The organism is Aeromonas sp. SrichE-2G (assembly GCF_017939565.1).
Lineage (GTDB): Bacteria > Pseudomonadota > Gammaproteobacteria > Enterobacterales > Aeromonadaceae > Aeromonas > Aeromonas taiwanensis.
Map to the genome: position 1 here is coordinate 337,471 of NZ_JAGKRG010000004.1, position 21,298 is coordinate 358,768.

At 66.3% G+C, this 21,298-nt stretch carries 20 protein-coding genes; 14 read left to right on the forward strand and 6 right to left on the reverse strand.

What is annotated here, in order from left to right; genetic code table 11:
* Positions 1-87 precede the first annotated feature (87 nt).
* The 4 genes from nrdD (at position 88) to J9885_RS03630 (ending at position 3,582) form a co-directional block, all read left to right on the forward strand.
* The gene (nrdD, locus tag J9885_RS03615) at positions 88-2,205 is read left to right on the forward strand and encodes an anaerobic ribonucleoside-triphosphate reductase (RefSeq protein WP_210548122.1); all 2,118 of its coding nucleotides are present in this window, start codon (positions 88-90) and stop codon (positions 2,203-2,205) included.
* Positions 2,206-2,303: 98 nt separating this feature from the next.
* Positions 2,304-2,816: an anaerobic ribonucleoside-triphosphate reductase-activating protein gene (gene nrdG / locus J9885_RS03620; protein ID WP_210548123.1), complete on the forward strand. Its 513-nt coding sequence runs from the start codon at positions 2,304-2,306 to the stop codon at positions 2,814-2,816.
* 63 nt (positions 2,817-2,879) lie between these two features.
* Complete coding sequence (locus tag J9885_RS03625) at positions 2,880-3,050, forward strand: YqaE/Pmp3 family membrane protein (protein ID WP_005343870.1); 171 nt, start codon at positions 2,880-2,882, stop codon at positions 3,048-3,050.
* Positions 3,051-3,189: 139 nt separating this feature from the next.
* Positions 3,190-3,582 (forward strand): energy transducer TonB, encoded by a 393-nt coding sequence (locus J9885_RS03630; protein WP_043758813.1) that lies wholly within the window; start codon positions 3,190-3,192, stop codon positions 3,580-3,582.
* A 60-nt stretch (positions 3,583-3,642) separates the two neighbouring features.
* On the opposite strand, the gene J9885_RS03635 is transcribed toward J9885_RS03630, so the two are convergent.
* The 4 genes from J9885_RS03635 to slyA all read right to left on the reverse strand — a co-directional run bounded on the left by J9885_RS03635 (position 3,643) and on the right by slyA (position 6,768).
* Positions 3,643-4,002, reverse strand: a complete 360-nt coding sequence (locus J9885_RS03635; protein ID WP_043152336.1) for an MliC family protein — start codon at positions 4,000-4,002, stop codon at positions 3,643-3,645.
* A 196-nt stretch (positions 4,003-4,198) separates the two neighbouring features.
* Positions 4,199-5,227 (reverse strand): DUF2955 domain-containing protein, encoded by a 1,029-nt coding sequence (locus J9885_RS03640; protein WP_210548124.1) that lies wholly within the window; start codon positions 5,225-5,227, stop codon positions 4,199-4,201.
* Positions 5,228-5,237: 10 nt separating this feature from the next.
* Positions 5,238-6,293 carry an HlyD family secretion protein gene (locus J9885_RS03645; RefSeq protein ID WP_043758817.1) on the reverse strand — a complete coding sequence of 352 codons (1,056 nt, stop codon included), beginning with the start codon at positions 6,291-6,293 and terminating at the stop codon, positions 5,238-5,240.
* A gap of 1 nt (position 6,294) precedes the next feature.
* The gene (slyA, locus tag J9885_RS03650; RefSeq protein WP_134695700.1) at positions 6,295-6,768 is read right to left on the reverse strand and encodes a transcriptional regulator SlyA; all 474 of its coding nucleotides are present in this window, start codon (positions 6,766-6,768) and stop codon (positions 6,295-6,297) included.
* A 215-nt stretch (positions 6,769-6,983) separates the two neighbouring features.
* On the opposite strand from slyA, the gene J9885_RS03655 reads away from it, so the two are divergent.
* Genes J9885_RS03655 through J9885_RS03670 form a run of 4 tightly spaced genes read left to right on the forward strand, consistent with a single transcriptional unit; the run spans position 6,984 to position 12,134 of the window.
* Positions 6,984-8,294: a 2-hydroxycarboxylate transporter family protein gene (locus J9885_RS03655; protein ID WP_210548125.1), complete on the forward strand. Its 1,311-nt coding sequence runs from the start codon at positions 6,984-6,986 to the stop codon at positions 8,292-8,294.
* 10 nt (positions 8,295-8,304) lie between these two features.
* Positions 8,305-9,855: an oxaloacetate-decarboxylating malate dehydrogenase gene (maeA, locus tag J9885_RS03660; protein WP_210548126.1), complete on the forward strand. Its 1,551-nt coding sequence runs from the start codon at positions 8,305-8,307 to the stop codon at positions 9,853-9,855.
* A 17-nt stretch (positions 9,856-9,872) separates the two neighbouring features.
* Positions 9,873-11,438, forward strand: coding sequence for a sensor histidine kinase (locus J9885_RS03665; RefSeq protein ID WP_210548127.1), 1,566 nt, complete (start codon positions 9,873-9,875; stop codon positions 11,436-11,438).
* A gap of 3 nt (positions 11,439-11,441) precedes the next feature.
* Positions 11,442-12,134: a response regulator gene (locus J9885_RS03670; RefSeq protein WP_043758828.1), complete on the forward strand. Its 693-nt coding sequence runs from the start codon at positions 11,442-11,444 to the stop codon at positions 12,132-12,134.
* 95 nt (positions 12,135-12,229) lie between these two features.
* On the opposite strand, the gene J9885_RS03675 is transcribed toward J9885_RS03670, so the two are convergent.
* On the reverse strand, positions 12,230-13,117 hold the full coding sequence (locus tag J9885_RS03675) for a DMT family transporter (RefSeq protein WP_210548128.1): 888 nt from the start codon (positions 13,115-13,117) through the stop codon (positions 12,230-12,232).
* A gap of 96 nt (positions 13,118-13,213) precedes the next feature.
* On the opposite strand from J9885_RS03675, the gene J9885_RS03680 reads away from it, so the two are divergent.
* Positions 13,214-14,005 carry a helix-turn-helix transcriptional regulator gene (locus tag J9885_RS03680; RefSeq protein ID WP_210548129.1) on the forward strand — a complete coding sequence of 264 codons (792 nt, stop codon included), beginning with the start codon at positions 13,214-13,216 and terminating at the stop codon, positions 14,003-14,005.
* A 79-nt stretch (positions 14,006-14,084) separates the two neighbouring features.
* Here the strand turns inward: J9885_RS03680 and J9885_RS03685 are convergent, their stop codons facing one another.
* Complete coding sequence (locus J9885_RS03685; protein ID WP_210548130.1) at positions 14,085-15,602, reverse strand: aldehyde dehydrogenase family protein; 1,518 nt, start codon at positions 15,600-15,602, stop codon at positions 14,085-14,087.
* A gap of 231 nt (positions 15,603-15,833) precedes the next feature.
* Between J9885_RS03685 and J9885_RS03690 the strand changes: the two genes are divergently transcribed.
* From J9885_RS03690 to phoB, 5 genes are all read left to right on the forward strand, one after another.
* Positions 15,834-17,501: a sigma-54-dependent Fis family transcriptional regulator gene (locus J9885_RS03690; RefSeq protein ID WP_210548131.1), complete on the forward strand. Its 1,668-nt coding sequence runs from the start codon at positions 15,834-15,836 to the stop codon at positions 17,499-17,501.
* A 94-nt stretch (positions 17,502-17,595) separates the two neighbouring features.
* On the forward strand, positions 17,596-18,771 hold the full coding sequence (locus J9885_RS03695; protein WP_210548132.1) for an acyl-CoA dehydrogenase: 1,176 nt from the start codon (positions 17,596-17,598) through the stop codon (positions 18,769-18,771).
* On the forward strand, positions 18,771-19,925 hold the full coding sequence (locus tag J9885_RS03700; RefSeq protein WP_210548891.1) for a CoA transferase: 1,155 nt from the start codon (positions 18,771-18,773) through the stop codon (positions 19,923-19,925). The genes J9885_RS03695 and J9885_RS03700 overlap by 1 nt, the downstream gene beginning before the upstream one ends.
* A gap of 120 nt (positions 19,926-20,045) precedes the next feature.
* Positions 20,046-20,456 carry a VOC family protein gene (locus J9885_RS03705; protein ID WP_210548133.1) on the forward strand — a complete coding sequence of 137 codons (411 nt, stop codon included), beginning with the start codon at positions 20,046-20,048 and terminating at the stop codon, positions 20,454-20,456.
* A 102-nt stretch (positions 20,457-20,558) separates the two neighbouring features.
* Positions 20,559-21,248, forward strand: a complete 690-nt coding sequence (gene phoB, locus J9885_RS03710) for a phosphate regulon transcriptional regulator PhoB (protein WP_043758840.1) — start codon at positions 20,559-20,561, stop codon at positions 21,246-21,248.
* Positions 21,249-21,298: the final 50 nt, after the last annotated feature.

Here is a 21,298-nt window from a genome sequence, read left to right on the forward strand (position 1 = left end):
TTATTTGCGCCGGGGACAGGTGCGGGGAAGGGGACTCCATAGGGCGAGCCGAGGGTGGCCGCCAGGCCTTTAATGCGGGGATATTCGATGAAACCGGTAGTGATCAAACGCGATGGATGTCGTGCACCATTCAATGGCCAGCTGATTGCCGAGGCGGTGAGCCGGGCGGCGGAAGCGGTCAATCAGGCCAACCCGGCGCTGGCTGCGGGCATCGCAAACGCGGTCTGCCAGGAGCTGGAAGGGCGCGGCGAGGTGGACATCCACGAGATCCAGAACCGGGTCGAGAACCACCTGATGGCGTCCGACGACAAGGCCATCGCCCGCGCCTACATCGAGTACCGGCACGACAGGGATCAGGCCCGTGAGGCCCGTGGCCGCCTGGCCCAGGAGATCCGCGGCCTGGTGGAGCAGACCAACGCGGCCCTGCTCAACGAGAACGCCAACAAGGATTCCAAGGTGATCCCGACCCAGCGCGATCTGCTGGCGGGCATCGTCGCCAAGCACTACGCCATCAGCCACATGCTGCCCCGGGAGGTGGTGCAGGCCCACGAGAGCGGCGATCTGCACTTCCACGATCTCGACTACTCCCCCTTCTTCCCCATGTTCAACTGCATGCTGATCGATCTGCAGGGGATGCTGACCCACGGCTTCAAGATGGGCAACGCGGAGATCGACACCCCCAAATCCATCAGCACCGCCACCGCGGTGACCGCCCAGATCATCGCCCAGGTAGCGAGCCACATCTATGGCGGCACCACCATCAACCGCATCGACGAGGTGCTGGCGCCCTATGTGACCATCAGCTGGCACAAGCACCGGGAGGTGGCCGAGGAGTGGGGGATCCAGGACGTGGATGCCTACGCCATGGCCCGCACCGAGAAGGAGTGTCACGACGCCTTCCAGTCCCTGGAATACGAGGTGAATACCCTGCACACCGCCAACGGCCAGACCCCCTTCGTCACCTTCGGCTTTGGCCTCGGGGACAGCTGGGAGTCGCGCCTCATCCAGCGCGCCATCCTCGGCAACCGCATCACGGGCCTTGGCAAGAACAGGAAGACCGCCGTCTTCCCGAAACTGGTGTTCGCCATCAAGGATGGCCTGAACCACAAACCGGGGGACCCCAACTACGACATCAAGCGGCTGGCCCTGGAGTGCGCCTCCAAGCGGATGTACCCGGACATCCTCAACTACGACCAGGTGGTCAAGGTCACCGGCTCCTTCAAGACCCCCATGGGGTGCCGCTCCTTCCTCGGTGCCTACGAGGAACACGGCGAGCTGGTACACGAGGGGCGCAACAATCTGGGGGTAGTGAGCCTCAACCTGCCGCGCATCGCGTTGAAATCCCGCGATGAGGCGGACTTCTGGGACAAGCTGGATGCTGCCCTGCGGGTGGCCAAGCAGGCGCTGATGTACCGCATCGAGCGTCTCAAGGGGGTCAAGGCCAGGGTCGCCCCCATCCTCTACATGGAGGGGGCCTGCGGCGTGCGCCTCAAGGCGGACGACAACATCAGCGAGATCTTCAAGCACGGCCGCGCCTCCATTTCCCTGGGCTACATCGGGGTGCACGAGACCATCAACGCCCTGTTCGGCACCAACACCCATCTGTTCGACAGCGAGGTGCTGCGGGAGAAGGCCATCGCCATCATAGCGCGGCTCAAGGCGGCCACCGACGAGTGGAAGGAGGAGACCGGCTACGGCTTCAGCCTCTACTCCACCCCGAGCGAGAACCTCTGCACCCGCTTCTGCCGCATCGACGCCAAGGAGTTCGGCGTGGTGGCCGGGGTGACCGACAAGGGCTACTACACCAACAGCTTCCACCTGGACGTGGAGAAGCAGGTGAACCCCTACGACAAGCTGGACTTCGAGGCGCCCTATCCGCCCATCGCCAGCGGCGGTTTCATCTGCTACGGCGAGTACCCCAACATCCAGCACAACCTGGAGGCGCTGGAGAACGTCTGGGACTACAGCTATGACAAGGTGCCCTATTACGGGACCAACACCCCCATCGACGAGTGCTACGACTGCGGCTTCACCGGCGAGTTCGAGTGCACCTCCAAGGGGTTCACCTGCCCGCGCTGCGGCAACCACGATCCGGCCAAGGTGTCGGTGACCCGTCGGGTGTGCGGCTACCTCGGCAGCCCGGATGCGCGCCCCTTCAACGCGGGCAAGCAGGAAGAGGTTAAGCGCCGCGTCAAGCACATGTGAACGCAGTGGCGATGTAGCACCGGCCCCTGACTCCAGGGGCCATTTTCATGGGAGGTAAGCCACCCGGCGCCTTCCATGAGGGAAGCAGGAAACAAGCGATGCACTACCACCAGTACTATCCGGTCGATGTGATCAACGGTCCCGGCACCCGCGCCACCCTGTTCGTGTCGGGTTGCGAACACCAGTGCCCCGGCTGCTACAACCAGAGCACCTGGCGGCTCGATGGCGGCAAACTGTTCGATCAGGCCATGAGCGATCGCATCATTGCGGATCTCAACGACACCCGCATCAAGCGGCGGGGGCTGTCGCTCTCCGGCGGCGATCCGCTCCACCCCGCCAACGTGCCTTTTGTGCTGGCGCTGGTGCAGAGGGTGCGCGCCGAGTGCCCCGGCAAGGACATCTGGTGCTGGACAGGCTATCTGCTCGGCGAACTCAGCCCGGCCCAGCGGGAGCTGGTGGCCTTGCTGGACGTGCTGGTGGACGGCAAGTTCGAGAAGGGACTGGCGGATCCCGGCCTGCTGTGGCGCGGCAGCAGCAACCAGATCATTCACCACCTCGATGCATGGCGGGCGCAACAGGGGCAAGACATCCCCTGTCAGGTTTGCAGTTGAGGCCAGGGATGTTTATGGTTAGCCCATTCCAATTCCTGTGACATCGTTACGAGGAGATGCGCGATGAACAATCTGCTCAAGATCCTGCTGGCCATTTTTCTGCCCCCGGTCTGCGCCTTTATCCAGGTGGGCTTCAGCCTGCATTTCTTGATCAACATAGTGCTGACCCTGCTCGGCGGTCTGCCCGGCATGGTCCACGCGCTCTGGCTGGTGGTGAGCGACAAGCGCGGCTGATCCGCCCGATTGAAAAAGGCCAACCCCGGGGTTGGCCTTTTTGTTGCCCGCCAGATGGGGGCTTCCCGTATGAGCCCTTTCATCTGACACTGGCACGCCGTTCAAGGAGACGAACGGTGCAACGAAGAGGGAGTGTCGAGTGCGTTTGAAGGTGTTGTTGCTGTGGGCCAGCCTGGGCCTGCTGGGGGGCTGTGCCAGCCCGAGTCCGACCGTGAAGCTGAACCAGCCTCCGGTGGATGTCACCTGGGAAGAGCTGCCCAGATACTGGGTGCTGGTGGGGGACATAGGCGTCTTCCGCCCGGTCGGGGGGCTGCCGGAGAAGCGGCCGGTCAAGGGGTATGTGAAGCTCCGCTATCTCATCGATTCCAATGGCAATCTGTTCAGCCCTGAAGTCCTGGCATCCGAGCCCCCCGGCGTGCTGGATCTCATCGCCATCTCCGGGCTGGCGAAGATGCGCTACCGGGCATCCGATCAGAATCCACAAGCCATTCCGGCTCGGGTTGAGGCACGATTCGAAGTGGAAGTGAAATGACAAACACCCCGGCCTGGCCGGGGTGTTGCGTGTCTGCAATGCGCCATGGCGGCGCCAGGCTTACTGCTCCTTGCAGTCGTTGTAGCGGCTCTGCCACTCCCCGGCCTCATCGCGCATCTCGACGAACCCCTCCTTGCCCTTGTTCCACCAGACCACCTCGTGATCGTCGGTGTAGCGGGCGCCGGAGGCGGAGACGGCCTGGGGCAGGGTGTAGTCCTTGCCATCGGGCAGGGCGAGCTTGACGAAGTTCAGGCTCTCGTCCGAGAGGGAGAAGTAGCGTACCTGCACCTTCTGGTTCTGTTCGCACAGGTAGGTGACGGTATCCCCGCCGGTGACACCCAGCTTGCCGGTACCCAGATCGCAGCCGCTGAGCAGGGTCAGGGCCCCGGTTCCCAGTAGTAAGAGCTTGGCGTGTTTCATGTTGCATCCTTTGATCGGTGTCATATGGCATTGAGCCTAACAGGATGAGGATCAACTGCAACCTCATCAAGGGCCGCCTGCGTCGGGATGCGTCCTGCTGGCGGCTGCTCGCGTCATTTCCTGTGCAGCGGGCAAAAAAAACGCCCCGGCAGGCAAGCGGGGCGAAAGGGAGCCGTCCTTTGGCTGCAGAAAAGGGTCAATGGCCGAAGCGGGTCGCCTCGAAGTGGTTGAGCAGGCGATGGAGGAGGTAGCAGGCCAGCAGGGTGACGACGATGGCAAAGAGGATGCTGCTCACCCGGTAGAGGGCGCTGAACACCAGATCATTGCCCGGCGTCAGGTACTGGCCGAACAGGATGCCGAGGGTGGTGAGGGCGCCGAAGCCGACGCCGGAACCGCTCGCCTCCTTCACGTGGGCATGGCTGAACAGCATGGCCCCGAGCCAGAGCAGCGGGGTGACCAGCAGCAGTTGCCCTGACCAGTCGTAGAGCACCAGCTGGCCGACCAGGCCGAAGCTGACCCCGAGCAGGGTGCCCATGGCCCGCTTGCGGGCATAGCCCAGGGCGCCGTTCCAGTGCATGGGGAAGAGCAGCAGCAGGGTGGTGGCCTGGGCCGACATGGAGTCGCGCAGATCGAAGATCTGGAACACCAGGAACGACAGGGTGGCGATGCTGGCCCCCAGCAGGGCCTCGTGGCGCATCCGGTGCGGCGCTTTGGGGGAGGGGGTCGGCAGGGGCCTGGCCTCCACGTCCGGGATCAGGGCCGTCATCAGGTAGGCGATGAGGACCGACAGGACGCTGGCCCAGATGTTGCTGAAGATGAGGTCGTTCAGATCGGTCCCGGGGTAGCTGGCAAAGTGCAGCATGATGCTGAGGCTCAGCACCCCGTTGGCACCGAACAGGAACAGGCTGCCCCGGGACATGGCGGCGAAACGGTAGAGGAACAGCAGGAAGACGATGGGCAGCATGAGCCCGGGGTGTCCCCCGAACAACCCGCCGAGCAGCCCCACCTCCAGCCCGCACATCACGGAAGAGGCGATGAGCTGGCGGGCTGCGTGGCCGCTCATCACGGGGATCATGCCGAGCAGCAGCACCGGGGTGACGGTGAAGAAGACCCCGTTGCTCCAGCCGAAGATCTTGCACAGCACAAACCCCAGGGTGCAGCCAAAGGCGATGCGCAGGCACTGGCGCAGTTCATTGGCGGTGAGGGGTCTGTGCCACAGGTTCATGGTCGTCATCTCAGTAGATGTAGTGCAGCAGGCTGAGCAGGCGGATCTGGCCGCGGGCAAACAGGGCACTCAGGGAACCCTCCGGCAGCAGCTGGACGGTGGCGCGGGCCCCGGCCGGCAAGTGAGCGGGCAGCTGCTCCAGGGTCAGGTGCAGGCGCAGGCGCTGGGCATCGCGCACCCAGCGATCCGATTCTACTGGCGCCGCCAGGGTGCCGTTGGCATCGAACTGGCCGGCGCTGACCCCGGCATCCAGGCTGGCGACGCGGGCCGGGTAGAGGCGACCGGGTTCACCGTCGAAGGCGATCAGGGCCTGGCTGCCCGGGCTGATGTGACGCAGGCTCTTCTCGCGAAAATCGGCGATCACGTCCACCTGCTCGGAGACCAGGGCCAGCAGGGGGGAACCCGCGTTGGCCACGCTGCCCGGCTTGAGTTGCAGGTTGGTGATGATGCCATCCTGACTCGCGTGGACCCGGCTGTAGGCGAGGTTGAGCTCGGCCTGGGCGAGGCGGTTGCGGGCCTGGCGCAGCAGCAGGTTGTCGTCGCCTGGCAGGCCACGATTGACACGGGCCTGCTCCACGCGAGCCTGGCTGCCGATCAGGTTGGCCCGGGCAGTGCGGGCGGCGCTGTCGGCGTCGTCCTTCTGCTGTTCCGACACCATGTGGCGGCGGTAGAGGGCGTCGATACGCGCCGCTTCCCGCTGCTTCTGGTCGGCCTGGGTCTGCAGGGAGCTGTACTCCGCCTCATTGGCGGTCAGGGTGGCGTCCAGCTGGCGGTTCTGCTGCTGGGCCTGATCCAGGGCGAGCCTGGCCTGCTCGACCGCGAGTTCGAAGGGGACGGGGTCGAGGGCGAACAGCAGATCCCCCTGCTTGACGTGCTGGTTGTTGGTCACGGCCACCTCGGTCACCTTGCCGCTGACCTGGGGCGCCATCTTGGTGACGACGCGGGTCGCCATGGCCTGGGGCGTCAGGGGCATCTTGATGTCGGCCAGCAGGAAGTAGCCAAACACCAGGGTGAAGCAGACGATGGCCCACTTTATCCAGCGTTTGAATTGTTGATCCGGGGTCATCTCATTCTCTCTCTTCGTGATGTGCGGCTATCTTGCCGAGGGCATTGGTGGAGATGCGGTGCACAATGTCTTCAAACTGGGACAGCTCCTGCTGGCTGATGCCGACGAGCAGCTCCCGGCGGATCTCCATGATGCGATCCTCGATCTGGTCGAGCAGCGCCTTGCCGGCCGGGGTCAGGGTGACGATGCGGGCCCGCTTGTCCTGGCTGCAGCAGTGGCGCTCGATCAGCCCCTGCTCCTCCAGCTGACCCAGGGTCCGCATCAGGGAGGGGAGTTCGATCTCCAGGGCCTCGGCCAGGGTCTTCTGGCTGAGGTGGCCGCCGAGCCGGCTCAGCTTCCACAGGGCGGTCCAGCGGGGGTGAGTCAGTCCCAGGGGGGCGAGCTCCTGGTCGGCCACGGTGCGCCACAACCGGTGCAGCCGCCCCAACTGTTCGGCGAGGGAGAGCTCTCGCAACATTTCCAGATCCTTTCCCATGACGGGCACCTCAATTACTTAGCTTGCGAAGCATTATAATTGTTTCGCAGGCTAAGTAAATAGTGTGATACAGGTCACGTTCAGTTTTTGGGGGCGGGGGGCCGGGAATGGTGCTTAAGGTTTCAATGTTTTTATATGGCTTTGTAAGGCCGCTAACCGACAGTGTCCGGGGGGAGCAGTAGAGTGGCGCCACACCACAATGCTGGAGCATAACAATGACAAACCTCTCTACCTCACGCGCACAGGTCAAGTCCCCCTGGGGTGACCAACAGATCGCCGGCATGCCCATGATGATCTTCCTCGGGCTCGCCACCTGCGTCCTCTTCTCGGGCTGGAACGGCTCCCTGCCGCTGGGCATGGTCGGCGCCCTGGCGCTGATGTTCGTCCTCGGCACCCTGCTGACCGAGCTCGGCGAGCGTATCACCCCCATCCGTGAATACTTGGGGGGCGGCACCATACTCGCCATTTTCGGCGGCGCTGCCCTGTTCGAATATGGCGTCATGCCGGCCGAGGCGGGCCAGGTGATCACGAACTTCATGAAGGAGGGGGGCTTTCTCAACTTCTTCATCGCGAGCCTGGTGACCGGCTCCGTGTTCGGCATGAGCGGTGCCCTGCTCAAGAATGCCGCCATGCGCTACCTGCCGGTGATCCTGGGGGGCGTGGTGCTGGCGCTGGTGAGCGTCGGCCTGGTCGGCGTGCTCCTGGGTTACGGCTTCAAGAACGCGGTGCTGCTCATCGGCCTGCCCATCATGGGCGGCGGCATGGGGGCCGGCGCCGTGCCGCTGGTGGAGATCCTCTCCGGGCCGCTGCAGATGTCGAGCGCCGATCTGCTGTCGCGCATGGTGCCCGCCGTGGTGATCGCCAATACCCTGGCCATCCTGGTGGGCTCCCTGCTGGCGCGCCTCGGCCGCCGCTACCCCTCCCTGACCGGCAACGGCAAGCTGATGGTGAAAGAAAGCACCGACAGGGTGGCCGAGGAGAAGGCGCAGGCGCCGACCCTTGAGAGCCTGGGGCTCGGCCTCTTCATCAGCTCCAGCATGTTCGTGCTGGGCTCATTGCTCGGCAACTTCATCCCCATGCACCCCTTCGCCCTGATGATCCTGGCGGTGGCCATCATCAAGGTGAGCGGCCTGCTGCCACGCCGCTACGAGCAGGCGGCCGCAGACTGGTACCAGTTCGTGGTGGGCAACCTCACCCCCTCCCTGCTGGTGGGCATCGGGGTCGCCTACACCAGCATTCCCGAGCTCATCGGCGCCTTCTCGGTCAACTACTTCATCATGGTGCTGACGACAGTGGTGGGGGGCGCCCTGGGAGCGGCCATCGTGGGCCGGATGATCGGCTTCTACCCCATCGAGGCGGCCATCACGGGGGGCCTGTGCATGGCCAACATGGGGGGGACCGGCGACGTGGCCGTGCTGTCGGCGGCCCAGCGCATGACGCTGATGCCGTTCGCCCAGATTTCGTCCCGTCTCGGGGGGGCCTTCATGCTGATCCTGGCGACCCTCATCATCTCCCTGCTGGCATAAGGAACAGACAATGAACGACACCATGATGGGCACCAGCCTGCCCTATGCCGAGCGCAAGCGTCAGGGCCTGATGGGGCGCATGCCCCACAAGGAGGAGTCCCTCTCCCAGCAGCGGCGCCGGATCTACCGCCTGGTCAGTGCCATGCAGAGCCCCTTCGATCAGCACCTGCTGCTGCGCCAGCTGCAGGAGGACAACCCGGTGCTCTTCTACGATCTCGTGCGCCACCACCTGCCCGAGCTCCTGCCCATCATCTACACCCCAGTGGTGGGGGAGGCGTGCCAGCGCCACAGCGATCTCTACCTGCGCAGCCACGGCCTCTACCTCTCCTGGCACGACAGGGACGATCTGGACGATATCTTCACCAGCGTGGAGCAGGAGGTGGACGTCATTGTCATCTCCGATGGCGAGCGGGTGCTGGGGCTCGGGGATCTCGGCATCGGCGGCATGGGGATCTGCATCGGCAAGCTGGCGCTCTACAGCGCCGCCGGCGGCATCAACCCGGCGCGCACCCTGCCCCTGTGCGTGGACGTGGGCACCAACAACCCGGAGCTGCTGGAGGACGACTCCTACCTCGGCTGGCAGGCGCCGCGGGTCGACGGGGAGGCCTACTACCTCTTCATGGACAAGGTGGTGGCGGCCATTCGCAAGCGCTGGCCCGGGGTAGTGCTGCAGTTCGAGGACTTCGCCGGCAAGCACGCCGCGAACCTGCTGGCCCGCTACCGGGACGAGCTCTGCATGTTCAACGACGACATTCAGGGCACGGCGGCGGTGGCCTCGGCCTGCGTGCTGGCAGGCTTGCAGCAGGCGGGCAGCCGGCTGGCCGACACCCCTGTGCTCATCGTCGGCGCGGGCTCGGCGGGCTGCGGCATCGCCGCCATGCTGGCCCAGCTGGCGGGCAGTCCCGAGCAGATCTGGCTGTTCGATCAGGACGGCCTGGTGTGCCGGGATCGCGCCAGCCTCACCCCGGCCCAGCAGCCCTTCGCCCGCGCACCCGGGGAGGGAGGGCTGACCCTGCCCGAGCTCATCAGGCAGCGGCGCCCCGGGGTGCTCATCGGGGTGAGCGGTCAGGGGGGCCTGTTCGACGAGGCGGTGCTGACGGCCATGGGGGAGGCGTGCGAGCGCCCCGTCATCCTGCCGCTCTCCAACCCCACCCGCAGCGCCGAGGCGACCCCGGCCGAGGTGTGGCAGGCCACCGGCGGACGGGCCCTGCTCGCCACCGGCAGCCCCTTCCCGTCGGTGGCGGTGGCAGGGGAGATGCGCGGGGTCTCCCAGTGCAACAACGTCTACGTCTTCCCCGGCATCGGCCTCGGTGCCTGCGCCGTCAAGGCGCGCCGCATCAGCGACGGCATGCTGCAGGCGGCGGTGCGGGCAGTGGGTGCCTACCCGCTCGCCGAGGGGCGGCTGCTGCCCCCCATCGAGCAGGTGGGGGAGGTGGCGCGCGCCGTGGCCCGTGCCGTGGCGCTCTGTGCCCGTGACGAGGGGCTGGCGGATTTTGCCGGTGATCCTGCCCCCATGATTGACCAGACCTGGTGGCGCCCGCACTATTGGTCCGCCTCCTGACGTTGCAAGGTAACAAGATGAAACTGCGCCACCAGCTAGTCACCCTCTCCCTCGGTCTGTCACTGCTGCTGATCCTGATCCTGGGGGGCCTGCTCGCGCTCTTCATCCGCCACCTGCTGGAGAGCAACCTGGAGGATAAAGGCAGCGATCTGGCGCGGGTGCTGGCGGCGGATACCCGGGTGGTGCAGGCGCTGCAGCAGGGGCAGGATCCGGGGTTGCGGGACTATGTGCAGGGGATCTGCGACCGCACCGATGCCGCTTACATGGTGGTGACGGACGAGCACGCCATTCGCCTGAGCCACCCCTCGCCGGAGCTGGTGGGCGCGAGCTTTCGCGGCGAGGATATCTGGCCGGCGATCCAGGAGCGGCGCAGCTACTGCTCCAGGGACGTCGGCACCCTGGGACCGGCCATCCGCTGCTTCTCTCCCGTCATCGGGGCGGACGGGCGCGCCATCGGCGCCGTGGTGGTGGGCTACCTGATGCGGACGGTGGAGGGCATCTACCTGGAGCGGATCGCCCTGCTCATCAGCGCCATCGGCGCCGTGCTGGGCTGCGGCCTGCTCCTGGCGTTCTGGGTGCAGCATCGGCTGCGCCGCACCCTGCTGGATCTGGAGCCGGAGACCATAGCAAACCGCTTCGCCCAGCAGGATCTGGTGTTGGAGGGCATCTCTGAGGGCATAGTGGCCCTGGACGCCGGCGATCGCATCCGGATGATCAACAGCGCCGCCTTCTATCAGCTGCGCCTGCCCGGCACCGGCCGTCATGCCCTGCTGGGACGCTCCCTGGCAGAGCTGGCCCCCAGCCTGCTGCCGACCCTGACCCAGGAGGGCGGGGTGCGTTTCTCCGTGCAGGGGGAGGACTTCGTCGGTCACTGGCAGGATCTCGGCGGGCGGGAGCCGGGTCGCATGCTCATCTTCAGCCGGCCGGATGGCACCGGCAGCCTCGGCATGCAGGTGACCCACCTGCGCCAGTACGCCGAGATGCTGCGGATCCAGACCCACGAGTTCGCCAACAAGCTGGGCAGCCTCTCCGGCCTGCTCCAGCTTGGCCACGTGGATCAGGCGGTGGAGCTCATCCAGCAGGAGAACGAGGCCTGCCAGACCATGCTCCAGGATGTGCTGCGGACCATAGAGAACAAGCCGGTGGCCGGGCTCATCCTCGGCAAGTTCAGCCGGGCGCGGGAGCTGGGGGTCGAGCTGGTGCTGGATCCCGGCTCGGCACTCGGGGAGTATCCGGCGGAGGTATCGGCGGATCTCATCACCTGCCTTGGCAACCTGCTGGACAACGGCCTGCGTGCCGCCTGGGCGAACCGTGCCCATTGCCCCCCCAGGGTGCTGCTCTCCCTCGATGACTTCGGCCGGCGCCTGGTGATCGAGGTGGAGGACAGCGGCGAAGGGGTGGACGAGGCGCTGGCGGACCATTTGTTCGACTACGGCGTGAGCCGTCAGACCGGCGATCATGGCGTAGGTCTCTTTCTGGTCAAGAAGACCGTGGCCCGTCGTGGGGGTGTGATAGAATGGCGGCGCACCGCCGAGCAGACGACACTGTTCGGTATCTATTTGAATAAAAACCAATTGGTGTAAGTCATGAAGCCAATTTTCACGCTGATTATCGAGGATGACGAACGGATCGGCGCCATTCTGGCGGAACTGATCTCCTCGACCCCGGGATACTCATTGCTGGGGCGGGCCGGCAGCCTGGCCGAGGCCGATCTCATGCTGCGCGCCACCGAGCCCCAACTGCTGATCGTCGACATCTCCCTGCCCGATGGCTCGGGCCTGGAGTGGGTCAACCAGCTGCGTCACCACAACCGGGAGGTGTTCGTGGTCATGGTCACCGCCTCCTGCGACGTGGAGACCATACAGCAGGCCCTGAACCTGGGGGTGCAGGACTACATCATCAAGCCGCTTCGGCTGTTTCGCATCCAGCAGAGCCTGGACGAGATACTGACCCTGCACCGGCGCCTGTGCGAGCGCGGCCTGCTGGAGCAGAGCGACCTCGATCGGCTGATGGGCAAGGGGCGGGTGCAGCCGAGGGAGGTGCGCGACACCCCCAAGGGGATCGACGCCATCACCCTGCGCCAGGTGCTGGAGCTGCTGGCGGGGGAGCCCGACAACGCCTTCTCCACCGATACGGTGGCGCTGCGCCTTTCACTCAGCCGCACCACGGCGCGCCGCTATCTGGAGTTTCTGGAGTCCGAGGACAAGCTGGACGTGGATCTCAACTATGGCCAGCGCGGTCGCCCGGAGCGGCGCTACCACTGGCGGCGCAGCAACTGAGCCGAGGGGCTCGCAAGCCTGCACGCGAGCAACGCAAGACAAAACAGAAAAGGGAGCCTGGGCTCCCTTTTCTGTTGGCCGTGTTCGGGCCCGCCTCAGGCCTCTTCCGCCAGGACGGGGCGGGCTCTTGGCTTGAGCTGGGCGAGCATGACGCCCCCCAGGATGAGGCCACCCCCCAGCAGGTGATAGCCGTGGATGGGCTCCCCCAGGGTGATGACGGCGATGAGCGCCGTGCACAGGGGCATCAGGTTCATGAACACCGAGGTGCGCTCCGGCCCCAGGCTCGCCAGGCCGCGCATCCAGCAGTAGGCGGCAAACAGGGAAGAGGCGATGCCGGCAAACAGCACCATGCCCCAGCCCTCCCGGGGCACCGCCAGCGACTCGGCGCTGAGGGCGACCGGGACCAGCAGCAGCACCGCCAGCAGGATCTGCAGATAGAGGTTGAGCCAGGGGCCGAACGGCAGTTGCCAGCGGCGGATCAGGAGGCCATAGAGCGCATAGCTGGCGGCCCCCAGCAGCATCATGCCATCGCCGGGATTGATGCCGGTGTGCAGCAGCGCCAGCGGCTCGCCCTGGCCGAGCAGCCAGAACACCCCGAACAGGGAGAGGCTCATGCCGAGCAACGCTTGCCTGCCGGCGCGCTGACCGAAGAAGAGCGCGCCTTGCAGCAGGGTGAGCAGGGGCAGCAGGGAGCCGATGACCCCCATGTTGGTGGCCGAGGTCGAGTGGGCGGCGTAGTAGGCGAGGCACTGGTAGAGCACCATGCCGAGCAGGGAGAGCACCAGCAACTTGCCGAACCAGGGGCGGATCTCGCTGCGCCGGCGCCAGAGAGCGGGCAGGCAGAAGGGGCTCAGGGCCAGGGCGGCGATCACCCAGCGGTAAAACGAGATGGCAGCGGGATCCACCACGCCGGCGGCGGCCTTGGAGACCACGGTATTGGCGGCCCAGATCAGGATGGCGAGCAGGGGGAAGAGAATGGGCATAGGCACTCCTTGAGTCGATGGTGAGAGTCTAGCCTTGTCTTGAACGATGCAAGTAGCGTAAATAAGACATGTCATAACCGCTTTGGGACATTTTCCATGGGAAGCCGCACCCTGGCCGAGCAGGATCGCCTGCTGGCCCCCCCCAACCCCCTCTATTTTCGCTACAGCCAGATCCAGGGGGGCAACGCCTGTGCCGAACATGCCCACCCCTGGGGCCAGCTCAGCCTCATCAGCCTGGGGGTCATGGTGGTGGAGGTGGGGGGGCAGCGGCTGGTGGCGCCGCCGGACTACCTCATCTGGGTGCCGGCCAATCTGCCCCACAGCGCCTTCAACGAGCAGACCCTGGATTACACCTCCATCTACGTGAGCCACGCGCTGGCCCCGCGCCTGCCCCGGGAACCCCAGCTGCTGGCGCTCACCCCCCTGCTGCGCGCCCTGCTGGACGACTTCACCCAGCGCCGGGTCGGCCATCTGGAGGACGAGTGGGACGCCCGCCAGGGGGAGCTCTTCATCGAGAAGCTGGCGCGTACCCGCTGCCAGCCGAGCTACCTGCCCCAGAGCCGGGATCGCCTGCTCGCCCCCCTGCTGGCGGCGCTGCAGGCGGCTCCCGAGGATAACCGCACTCTGGCCGAGTGGGCCAGGGCGCTGCACAGCACGGAGCGCACCCTGGCGCGGCACTGCCAGAAGGAGCTTGGCATGAGCCTCGGCCAGTGGCGCACCCGGCTGCGCCTGGTCAAGGCGCTGGACTGGCTGCGCGGCGACATGCCGGTGCAGGAGATCGCCTGGCGCCTGGGCTACACCTCCACCTCGGCTTTTATCGCCATGTTCCAGCGCGAACAGGGCTGCGCCCCCCAGCGCTATCGCCAGCAGCTGGGTCAGCCCGGGTGATCCCGGTGGCAGCCGGACAGAGTTCGGCGGAAAAAGAGAGGGCGCCTGACAGGCGCCCTTTTTATCAGCGATGACCGGCTTAGAAGAAGCCGAGGGGGTTGATGTCGTGGCTCACCAGCAGGTTCTTGGTGTTCTGGTAGTGGTCCAGCATCATCTTGTGGGTCTCGCGACCGATCCCTGACTTCTTGTAGCCGCCGAAGGCCGCGTGGGCCGGGTAGGTGTGGTAGCAGTTGACCCAGACCCGGCCGGCCTGGATGCCGCGCCCCATGCGCCAGGCCAGGTTGCTGTCCCGGGTCCACAGCCCCGCCCCCAGGCCGTACTGGGTGTCGTTGGCAATCGCCAGCGCATCCGCCTCGTCCTTGAAGGTGGTGACCCCCAGGGCCGGCCCGAAGATCTCCTCCTGGAACACCCGCATCTTGTTCTGGCCGTGGAAGATGGTGGGCTGGATGTAGAAGCCTCCCTCCAGCCCGCTCACCCTGGCCGCGCCGCCGCCGATCAGCATTTTTGCCCCTTCGCCACGGCCAATCTCCATGTAGCTCAGGATCTTGTCGAACTGCTCGCGGGACGCCTGGGCGCCCACCTGGGTGGCGGTGTCGAGGGGGTTGCCCTGGACGATGGTGCGGGCACGGGCCAGCACTTTGTCCATGAAGTCGTCATAGATGCTCTCCTGCACCAGGGCGCGGGAGGGGCAGGTGCACACCTCGCCCTGGTTGAAGAAGGTCATCAGCATGCCTTCCACCGCCTTGTCGATGTAGCTGCTCTCGTGCTGCATCACGTCGGCGAAGTAGATGTTGGGGGACTTGCCGCCGAGCTCGACGGTGGAGGGGATCAGCTTGTCGGCGGCGCAGCGCAGGATATGGGCCCCCACCTCGGTGGAGCCGGTGAAGGCGAGCTTCTGGATCCGGTTGCTGGTGGCGAGCGCCTGGCCCGCCTCGGCGCCGAAGCCGTTGACCACGTTGACCACGCCGGGGGGCAGGATGTCCTTGATGAGATCCATCATCAGCATGATGGTGACCGGGGTCTGCTCGGCGGGCTTGAGCACGCTGCAGCAACCGGCCGCGAGCACGGGAGCCAGCTTCCAGGCGGCCATCAGCAGGGGGAAGTTCCACGGGATGATCTGGCCGACCACGCCGATGGGCTCCTTGAAGTGGTAGCTGACGGTGTTCTGATCCAGCTCGGCGGCCGAGCCCTCCTGGGCGCGGATGCAGCCGGCGAAGTAGCGGAAGTGATCCACCACCAGGGGCAGGTCGGCGGCCAGGGTTTCGCGCACCGCCTTGCCGTTCTCCCAGGTCTCGGCGATGGCGAGCCGCTCTATGTTCTGTTCGATGCGATCGGCGATGCGCAGCAGCAGGTTGCTGCGCTCGGTGACGCTGGTCTTGCTCCAGGCCGGGAAGGCCTTGTGGGCGGCGTCGAGCGCGAGCTCGATGTCGGCGGCGTCGGAGCGGGCCACCTCGCAAAACACGCGGCCATCCACCGGCGAGATGTTCTCGAAGTAGCGACCGGCGCGCGGCGCGACCCAGTCGCCACCGATGAAGTTGTCGTAACGGGACTTGAAGCTGACCAGGGCACCTGCCTGACCGGGAGCGGTATAAATCATCTCATCATCCTTATGTGTGTGGTCCTGACCGGCCGGAGAGGCCGGCTGCACTCCTGCTTTCGCAAGGGGCGTGCCAGAGGGTCTGACCAGCATCACAAAAGTTACAAAAACGTTATCAAATGGGGTGCGGCGGCGTATCTTGATTAACCAGTGACCCTGGCGACGACCACAGAAGTGTGCCGTTTCTGGACAGGGGTCGTGACACTGTGCCCTTTGTGAACAGGAGGCGTGATGAGCGAGTTCCCCCAATCTGGTTCCAGCCCGATCCAGCGTTCCTGGCAGCGCTGCCTGCATCAGGGGCTGCACCGCCAGCAGAGCGCCGAGCTGGATCTGCTGCCCCTGGGGGAACTGTCGGCCCGCCAGGAGGAGCACAGGCTGCTTATCGCCAGCTTCCAGCGCTTCGTGCTGCCCCTCTTCGAGCAGCTGCTGGCGGGCCGCCCCTGCCGCCTGCTGCTGTGCGACGGCGAGGGGGCCATCCTGGCCGCCAGCGGTGACGACGGCTTCGCCCGCCACGCCGAGCGGGTCTTTTTGCGCAGCGGCGCCCGCTGGGGAGAGGCGAGCAAGGGCACCAACGCCATCGGCACTGCGCTGGCCGAACAGGGGGAGGTGCAGGTGCTCGGCGCCCAGCACTTCTTCGCCCAGCACAGTTTTCTCAGTTGCAGCGCCTGTCCGCTGCTCGGGCCGGACGGCCGCCTGCTCGGGGTGCTCGACATCTCCACCGATGCGGCCCACCACGACGGCGACATGCTGGGCACGGTGCGCCTCCTGGCCATGACCCTGGAGAACGCGCTGCTGACGAGCCAGCCGGGCTGGCTGGTGGATCTCGATCCCCAGAGTTTCTGGTCCGCCCGCCTGCTGCTGGGGGAGGCTGGTGAGCTGCTCGGGGCCAACCGGGCCGGCCGGCTCTGGCTCGGCCAGCACCCCTTCGACGGCAAGCAGTGGCTGCGGGAGGGGCGCGCCCTGCGGCTGGTGCCGGAGCCTGCCTCCCCCCGGCCCCGCAGGCAGGAGGACGCCAGGGAGTTGAAGGCGCCCGGGGAGGTACCCCTCAAGATGCTGGAGCGCGGCATATCCCTGCTCATCGAGGGGGAGACCGGCAGCGGCAAGGAGCATCTGGTGCGCGATCTCCATCGCCGCTCGAGTCACCACGAGAAGCCCCTGGTGTGCGTCAACTGCGGCGCCCTGCCGGCGGATCTGGTGGAGGCAGAGCTGTTCGGTTATGTGGGCGGGGCCTTCAGCGGTGCCCGCAGCCAGGGCAGTCAGGGATACCTGCGCGCCGCTCACGGCGGCATCCTGATGCTGGACGAGATTGGCGAGCTGCCGCTCTCGGCCCAGACCCGGTTGCTGCGGGTATTGCAGGAGCGCGTCGTCACCCCGGTTGGCAGCACGCGCCCCGAGCCGGTGGATTTCTGGCTGGTGTCGGCGAGCCATCGGGATCTGGCGGCCATGGTGGCGGCCGGCACCTTTCGCGAAGATCTCTACTACCGCATCTGCGGCTGGCGCCAGCAGCTGGCCCCATTGCGGGCCTGGCTGGCAGAAGATCGGCGGGCACTGATCCTGCGGTTGCTGGCCGAGATGGACCCGGCGCTGCAGCTGACCCGGGAGGCCGAGCAGCAGCTGCTGACCCACCCCCTGCCTGGCAACGTGCGCCAGCTCAAGCAGGCGCTGGAGGTGGCCTGCGTGCTGGCGGAGGGAGAGGGCTGGATTGAACCCGCCCACCTCCATCTGCCGGAGGCGACCGCCGTGCCGGCCCCTTCGGGCGAGGGCACCACCTTGCGCGCTCAGAGCCGCCAGCGGGTGCAGCAGACCCTGGCGGAGTGTGGCGGCAACGTGAGCGAGGCGGCGCGCCGGCTCGGCATCAGCCGCACCACCCTCTATCGGGCGTTGCGAGGGGAGGCGTGACACAGGTGTTGTCCACCCGCTTCCCTGGTCAGGCAGGGTCTGCAAGAGACCCGTTTGTTACGGTTTGATTCTTTCACATGGCATGGAGTGCCTTATGACGCGTACCCCCTTCGATTGGCAAGACCCCTTCTTTCTGGATGACCAGCTGAGCGACGAGGAGCGGCTCATCCGCGACGCCGCCCGCGATTACTGTCAGTCCCGCCTGATGCCGAGGGTGCTGGAGGCCAACCGCCGCGAGCAGTTTGATCGCACCATCATGAACGAGCTGGGGGAGCTGGGGCTGCTCGGCGCCACCCTGCCGGAGCAGTATGGCTGCGCCGGGGTCAATCACGTGGCTTACGGCCTCATCGCCCGGGAGGTGGAGCGGGTCGACAGCGGCTACCGTTCGGCCATGAGCGTGCAATCGTCCCTGGTGATGCACCCGATCCACGCCTATGGCGACGAGGCCCAGCGCCAGCGCTGGCTGCCGGGGCTGGCCCGGGGCGAGCTGGTGGGCTGCTTTGGCCTCACCGAGCCGGATGCGGGCTCGGATCCGGGTTCCATGAAGAGCCGCGCCGAGCGGGTCGACGGCGGTTATCTGCTCACCGGCAACAAGATGTGGATCACCAACTCCCCCATCGCCGATCTCTTCGTGGTGTGGGCCAAGCTGGACGGCGAGATCACCGGCTTCGTGCTGGAGCAGGGGATGGCCGGGCTGTCGGCCCCCAAGATCGAGGGCAAGTTCTCCCTGCGCGCCTCCATCACCGGCGAGATCGTGATGGATCGGGTCTTCGTGCCCGAGGCCAACCGGCTGGCCGGGGTGAGCGGCCTCAAGGGGCCGTTCGGCTGCCTGAACAAGGCGCGTTACGGCATCGCCTGGGGGGCGCTCGGCGCCGCCGAGTTCTGCTGGCACGCCGCCCGCCAGTACGGGCTGGATCGCCAGCAGTTCGGTCGCCCCTTGGCCGCCACCCAGCTGTTCCAGCTCAAGCTCGCCAACATGCAGACCGAGATTGCCCTCGGCCTGCAGGGCTGCCTGCGCGCCGGGCGCCTGATGGACGAGGGGCGCTGCCCGGTGGAGCTGGTGTCGCTCATCAAGCGCAACAGCTGCGGCAAGGCGCTGGAGATAGCCCGCATCGCCCGCGACATGCACGGCGGCAACGGCATCAGCGACGAGTTTCACGTCATTCGCCACCTGATGAACCTGGAAGCGGTCAACACCTACGAGGGGACCCACGACATCCACGCCCTGATCCTGGGGCGGGCCCAGACCGATCTGCAGGCGTTCGAGTGATGGGGCCGCTCGCCGGTGTGCGCGTGCTGGATCTCAGCCGCGTGCTGGCCGGCCCCTGGGCCAGCCAGCTGCTTGCCGATCTCGGCGCCGACGTGGTCAAGGTGGAGGCCCCCGGGCGCGGTGACGACACCCGCCATTGGGGCCCGCCCGAGCTGGTGGCGGGGGAGGCGGCCTACTTTCACGCCGCCAACCGGGGCAAGCGTTCCATCGCCCTGGATCTAGCGCGCGACAGAGACACCCTGCTGGCCCTGGTGGACTGTGCCGACGTGGTGATCGAGAACTTCAAGGTGGGGGGGCTCGCGCGCTACGGCCTTGACTACCCTAGCCTCAAGGCCCGCCGCCCAGAGCTCATCTACTGCTCCATCACCGGCTTTGGCCAGGACGGGCCCTGGGCCCAGCGACCCGGTTACGATCTGCTGATCCAGGGGCTGGGCGGATTGATGAGCATCACGGGTCAACCCGATGGGGTGCCCGGCGGCGGGCCGGTCAAGGTGGGGGTGGCGCTCGTCGACATCCTCACCGGCCTCTACGCCACCATCGGTATCCAGGCGGCCCTGCGTCACCGGGAGCGGACCGGGGAGGGGCAGCAGATCGATCTGGCCCTGCTGGACGTGTCGGTGGCGGTGCTGGCCAACCAGGCGATGAATTATCTCGCCACCGGTCAGGCCCCCGGGCGCCTTGGCAACGGTCACCCCAATATCGTCCCCTATGACGTCTACCCCACCAGCGATGGCCACCTCATCCTCGCGGTGGGCAACGACGGCCAGTTTGCCGCCCTGGCGGCCCTGCTGGGGGAACCCGGGTGGGCGCAGGATCCCGACTTTGCCACCAACGCCGCCCGGGTGCGCCAGCGCCACCGGCTCAACGCCCAGATTGCCGAGCGGTTGCTGGCGCGCACCAGCGCCGAGTGGACGGCCCTGCTGGAGGCGGCCGGGGTCCCGGGCGGCCCCATCCTCACCCTGGATGCCCTGTTCGCCCTCGAGCAGGGGGCGGTGCGCGGCTGGGTGCAGCAGGTGCAGCGCGGTGAGCAGACCTTGCCGACCCTGGCCAACCCGCTCCATCTGTCGGCCACCCCGGTGCGCTACGCGCGCGCCTCGCCGGCCCTGGACGGTGACCGGGATGCGGTGCTGCGCGACTGGCTTGGGCAGGGCTGAGCAAGGGCGAGCGAGCCTGCCAGGCGGCAGGATCTGCTCGCCATTGTCCCGGATCGCTGGAGCCAGAGCGACGCGCCCGCTATGATGCGCCCCGTTCATTCATCTGTGGAGGCACTTCCCATGGCACAACATCTTGGCGCCCTGACCCTGCTGGTGGCCGACTATGACGAGGCCATCGCCTTCTTTACCCGAGGGATGGGCTTCGCGCTGCTGGAAGACACTCTGCTCGATGAACCGGGCAAGCCGGGCAAGCGCTGGGTGCGGGTTGCCCCCAGGGGGGCCCCCGGTTCCGCCCTGTTGCTGGCGCGGGCAGCCAGCGAGGAGCAGCAGGCCGCCATCGGCCGGCAGGGGGGCGGCCGAGTCTTCCTCTTCCTCGAGACCGATGACTTCTGGGGGGACTACGAACGCATGCGGAAATACGGCGTTCATTTCTGTGAAGAACCCAGGTGCGAGCCTTACGGCACCGTAGTGGTGTTCGAGGACATCAGCGGCAACCGCTGGGATCTGTTGCAACGCACTGCTGCCAACTGAATCTGAAAACGTTTATCATCCCGCCCGTCATAAAGTCATAAAAGTGTCACAGAAAGTTCTAATAATTGGCGCACCCATCTTCACAGAGGAGAGAGAAGGGATATGGCTAAGCGAATTCTGGTGGTCGAGGACGAGGCACCGATCCGCGAAATGCTCTGCTTCGTGCTCGAGCAGAAGGGATATGAAACAGTAGAGGCGGAAGACTACGCCGATGGACTGGCAAAGGTGCGCGAGCCTTACCCCGAACTCATCGTGCTGGACTGGATGATGCCCGGTGGCAGCGGCATCCAGTTCATCAAGCAGCTCAAGCAGGATGAGATGACCCGCCAGATCCCGGTGGTGATGCTGACCGCCCGCGGTGAGGAAGAGGACAAGGTCCGCGGCCTGGAGGCGGGTGCCGACGACTACATCACCAAGCCGTTCTCCCCCAAGGAGCTGACCGCCCGCCTGCATGCGGTGATGCGCCGCGTCTCTCCCACCTCGGTGGACGAGGTGATCGAGGTGCAGGGGCTCAAGCTGGATCCGGTGTCTCACCGGGTCAGCGCCGAGGAGAAGGCGCTGGACATGGGGCCGACCGAGTTCAAGCTGCTACATTTCTTCATGACTCACCCGGAGCGGGTCTACAGCCGCGAGCAGCTGCTCAACAACGTCTGGGGTACCAATGTGTACGTCGAGGACAGAACCGTGGACGTGCATATCCGCCGCCTGCGCAAGGCTATCGAGGAGACGGGGCACGACAGGCTGATCCAGACGGTGCGCGGGGCTGGTTACCGCTTCTCGACCCGCCTCTAGGGACCCCATGCCGGACGCGCCTGCTGGCGCAGCTCCCTGCTCTTTGCCGT

Coding starts and splice junctions, on each gene's coding strand:
- nrdD (WP_210548122.1), top strand. CDS start 88: ATGAAACCGGTAGTGATCAAACGCGATGGATGTCGTGCACCATTCAAT.
- nrdG (WP_210548123.1), top strand. CDS start 2,304: ATGCACTACCACCAGTACTATCCGGTCGATGTGATCAACGGTCCCGGC.
- J9885_RS03625 (WP_005343870.1), top strand. CDS start 2,880: ATGAACAATCTGCTCAAGATCCTGCTGGCCATTTTTCTGCCCCCGGTC.
- J9885_RS03635 (WP_043152336.1), bottom strand. CDS start 4,002: ATGAAACACGCCAAGCTCTTACTACTGGGAACCGGGGCCCTGACCCTG.
- J9885_RS03640 (WP_210548124.1), bottom strand. CDS start 5,227: ATGAACCTGTGGCACAGACCCCTCACCGCCAATGAACTGCGCCAGTGC.
- J9885_RS03645 (WP_043758817.1), bottom strand. CDS start 6,293: ATGACCCCGGATCAACAATTCAAACGCTGGATAAAGTGGGCCATCGTC.
- slyA (WP_134695700.1), bottom strand. CDS start 6,768: ATGGGAAAGGATCTGGAAATGTTGCGAGAGCTCTCCCTCGCCGAACAG.
- J9885_RS03655 (WP_210548125.1), top strand. CDS start 6,984: ATGACAAACCTCTCTACCTCACGCGCACAGGTCAAGTCCCCCTGGGGT.
- maeA (WP_210548126.1), top strand. CDS start 8,305: ATGAACGACACCATGATGGGCACCAGCCTGCCCTATGCCGAGCGCAAG.
- J9885_RS03665 (WP_210548127.1), top strand. CDS start 9,873: ATGAAACTGCGCCACCAGCTAGTCACCCTCTCCCTCGGTCTGTCACTG.
- J9885_RS03670 (WP_043758828.1), top strand. CDS start 11,442: ATGAAGCCAATTTTCACGCTGATTATCGAGGATGACGAACGGATCGGC.
- J9885_RS03675 (WP_210548128.1), bottom strand. CDS start 13,117: ATGCCCATTCTCTTCCCCCTGCTCGCCATCCTGATCTGGGCCGCCAAT.
- J9885_RS03680 (WP_210548129.1), top strand. CDS start 13,214: ATGGGAAGCCGCACCCTGGCCGAGCAGGATCGCCTGCTGGCCCCCCCC.
- J9885_RS03685 (WP_210548130.1), bottom strand. CDS start 15,602: ATGATTTATACCGCTCCCGGTCAGGCAGGTGCCCTGGTCAGCTTCAAG.
- J9885_RS03690 (WP_210548131.1), top strand. CDS start 15,834: ATGAGCGAGTTCCCCCAATCTGGTTCCAGCCCGATCCAGCGTTCCTGG.
- J9885_RS03695 (WP_210548132.1), top strand. CDS start 17,596: ATGACGCGTACCCCCTTCGATTGGCAAGACCCCTTCTTTCTGGATGAC.
- J9885_RS03700 (WP_210548891.1), top strand. CDS start 18,771: ATGGGGCCGCTCGCCGGTGTGCGCGTGCTGGATCTCAGCCGCGTGCTG.
- J9885_RS03705 (WP_210548133.1), top strand. CDS start 20,046: ATGGCACAACATCTTGGCGCCCTGACCCTGCTGGTGGCCGACTATGAC.
- phoB (WP_043758840.1), top strand. CDS start 20,559: ATGGCTAAGCGAATTCTGGTGGTCGAGGACGAGGCACCGATCCGCGAA.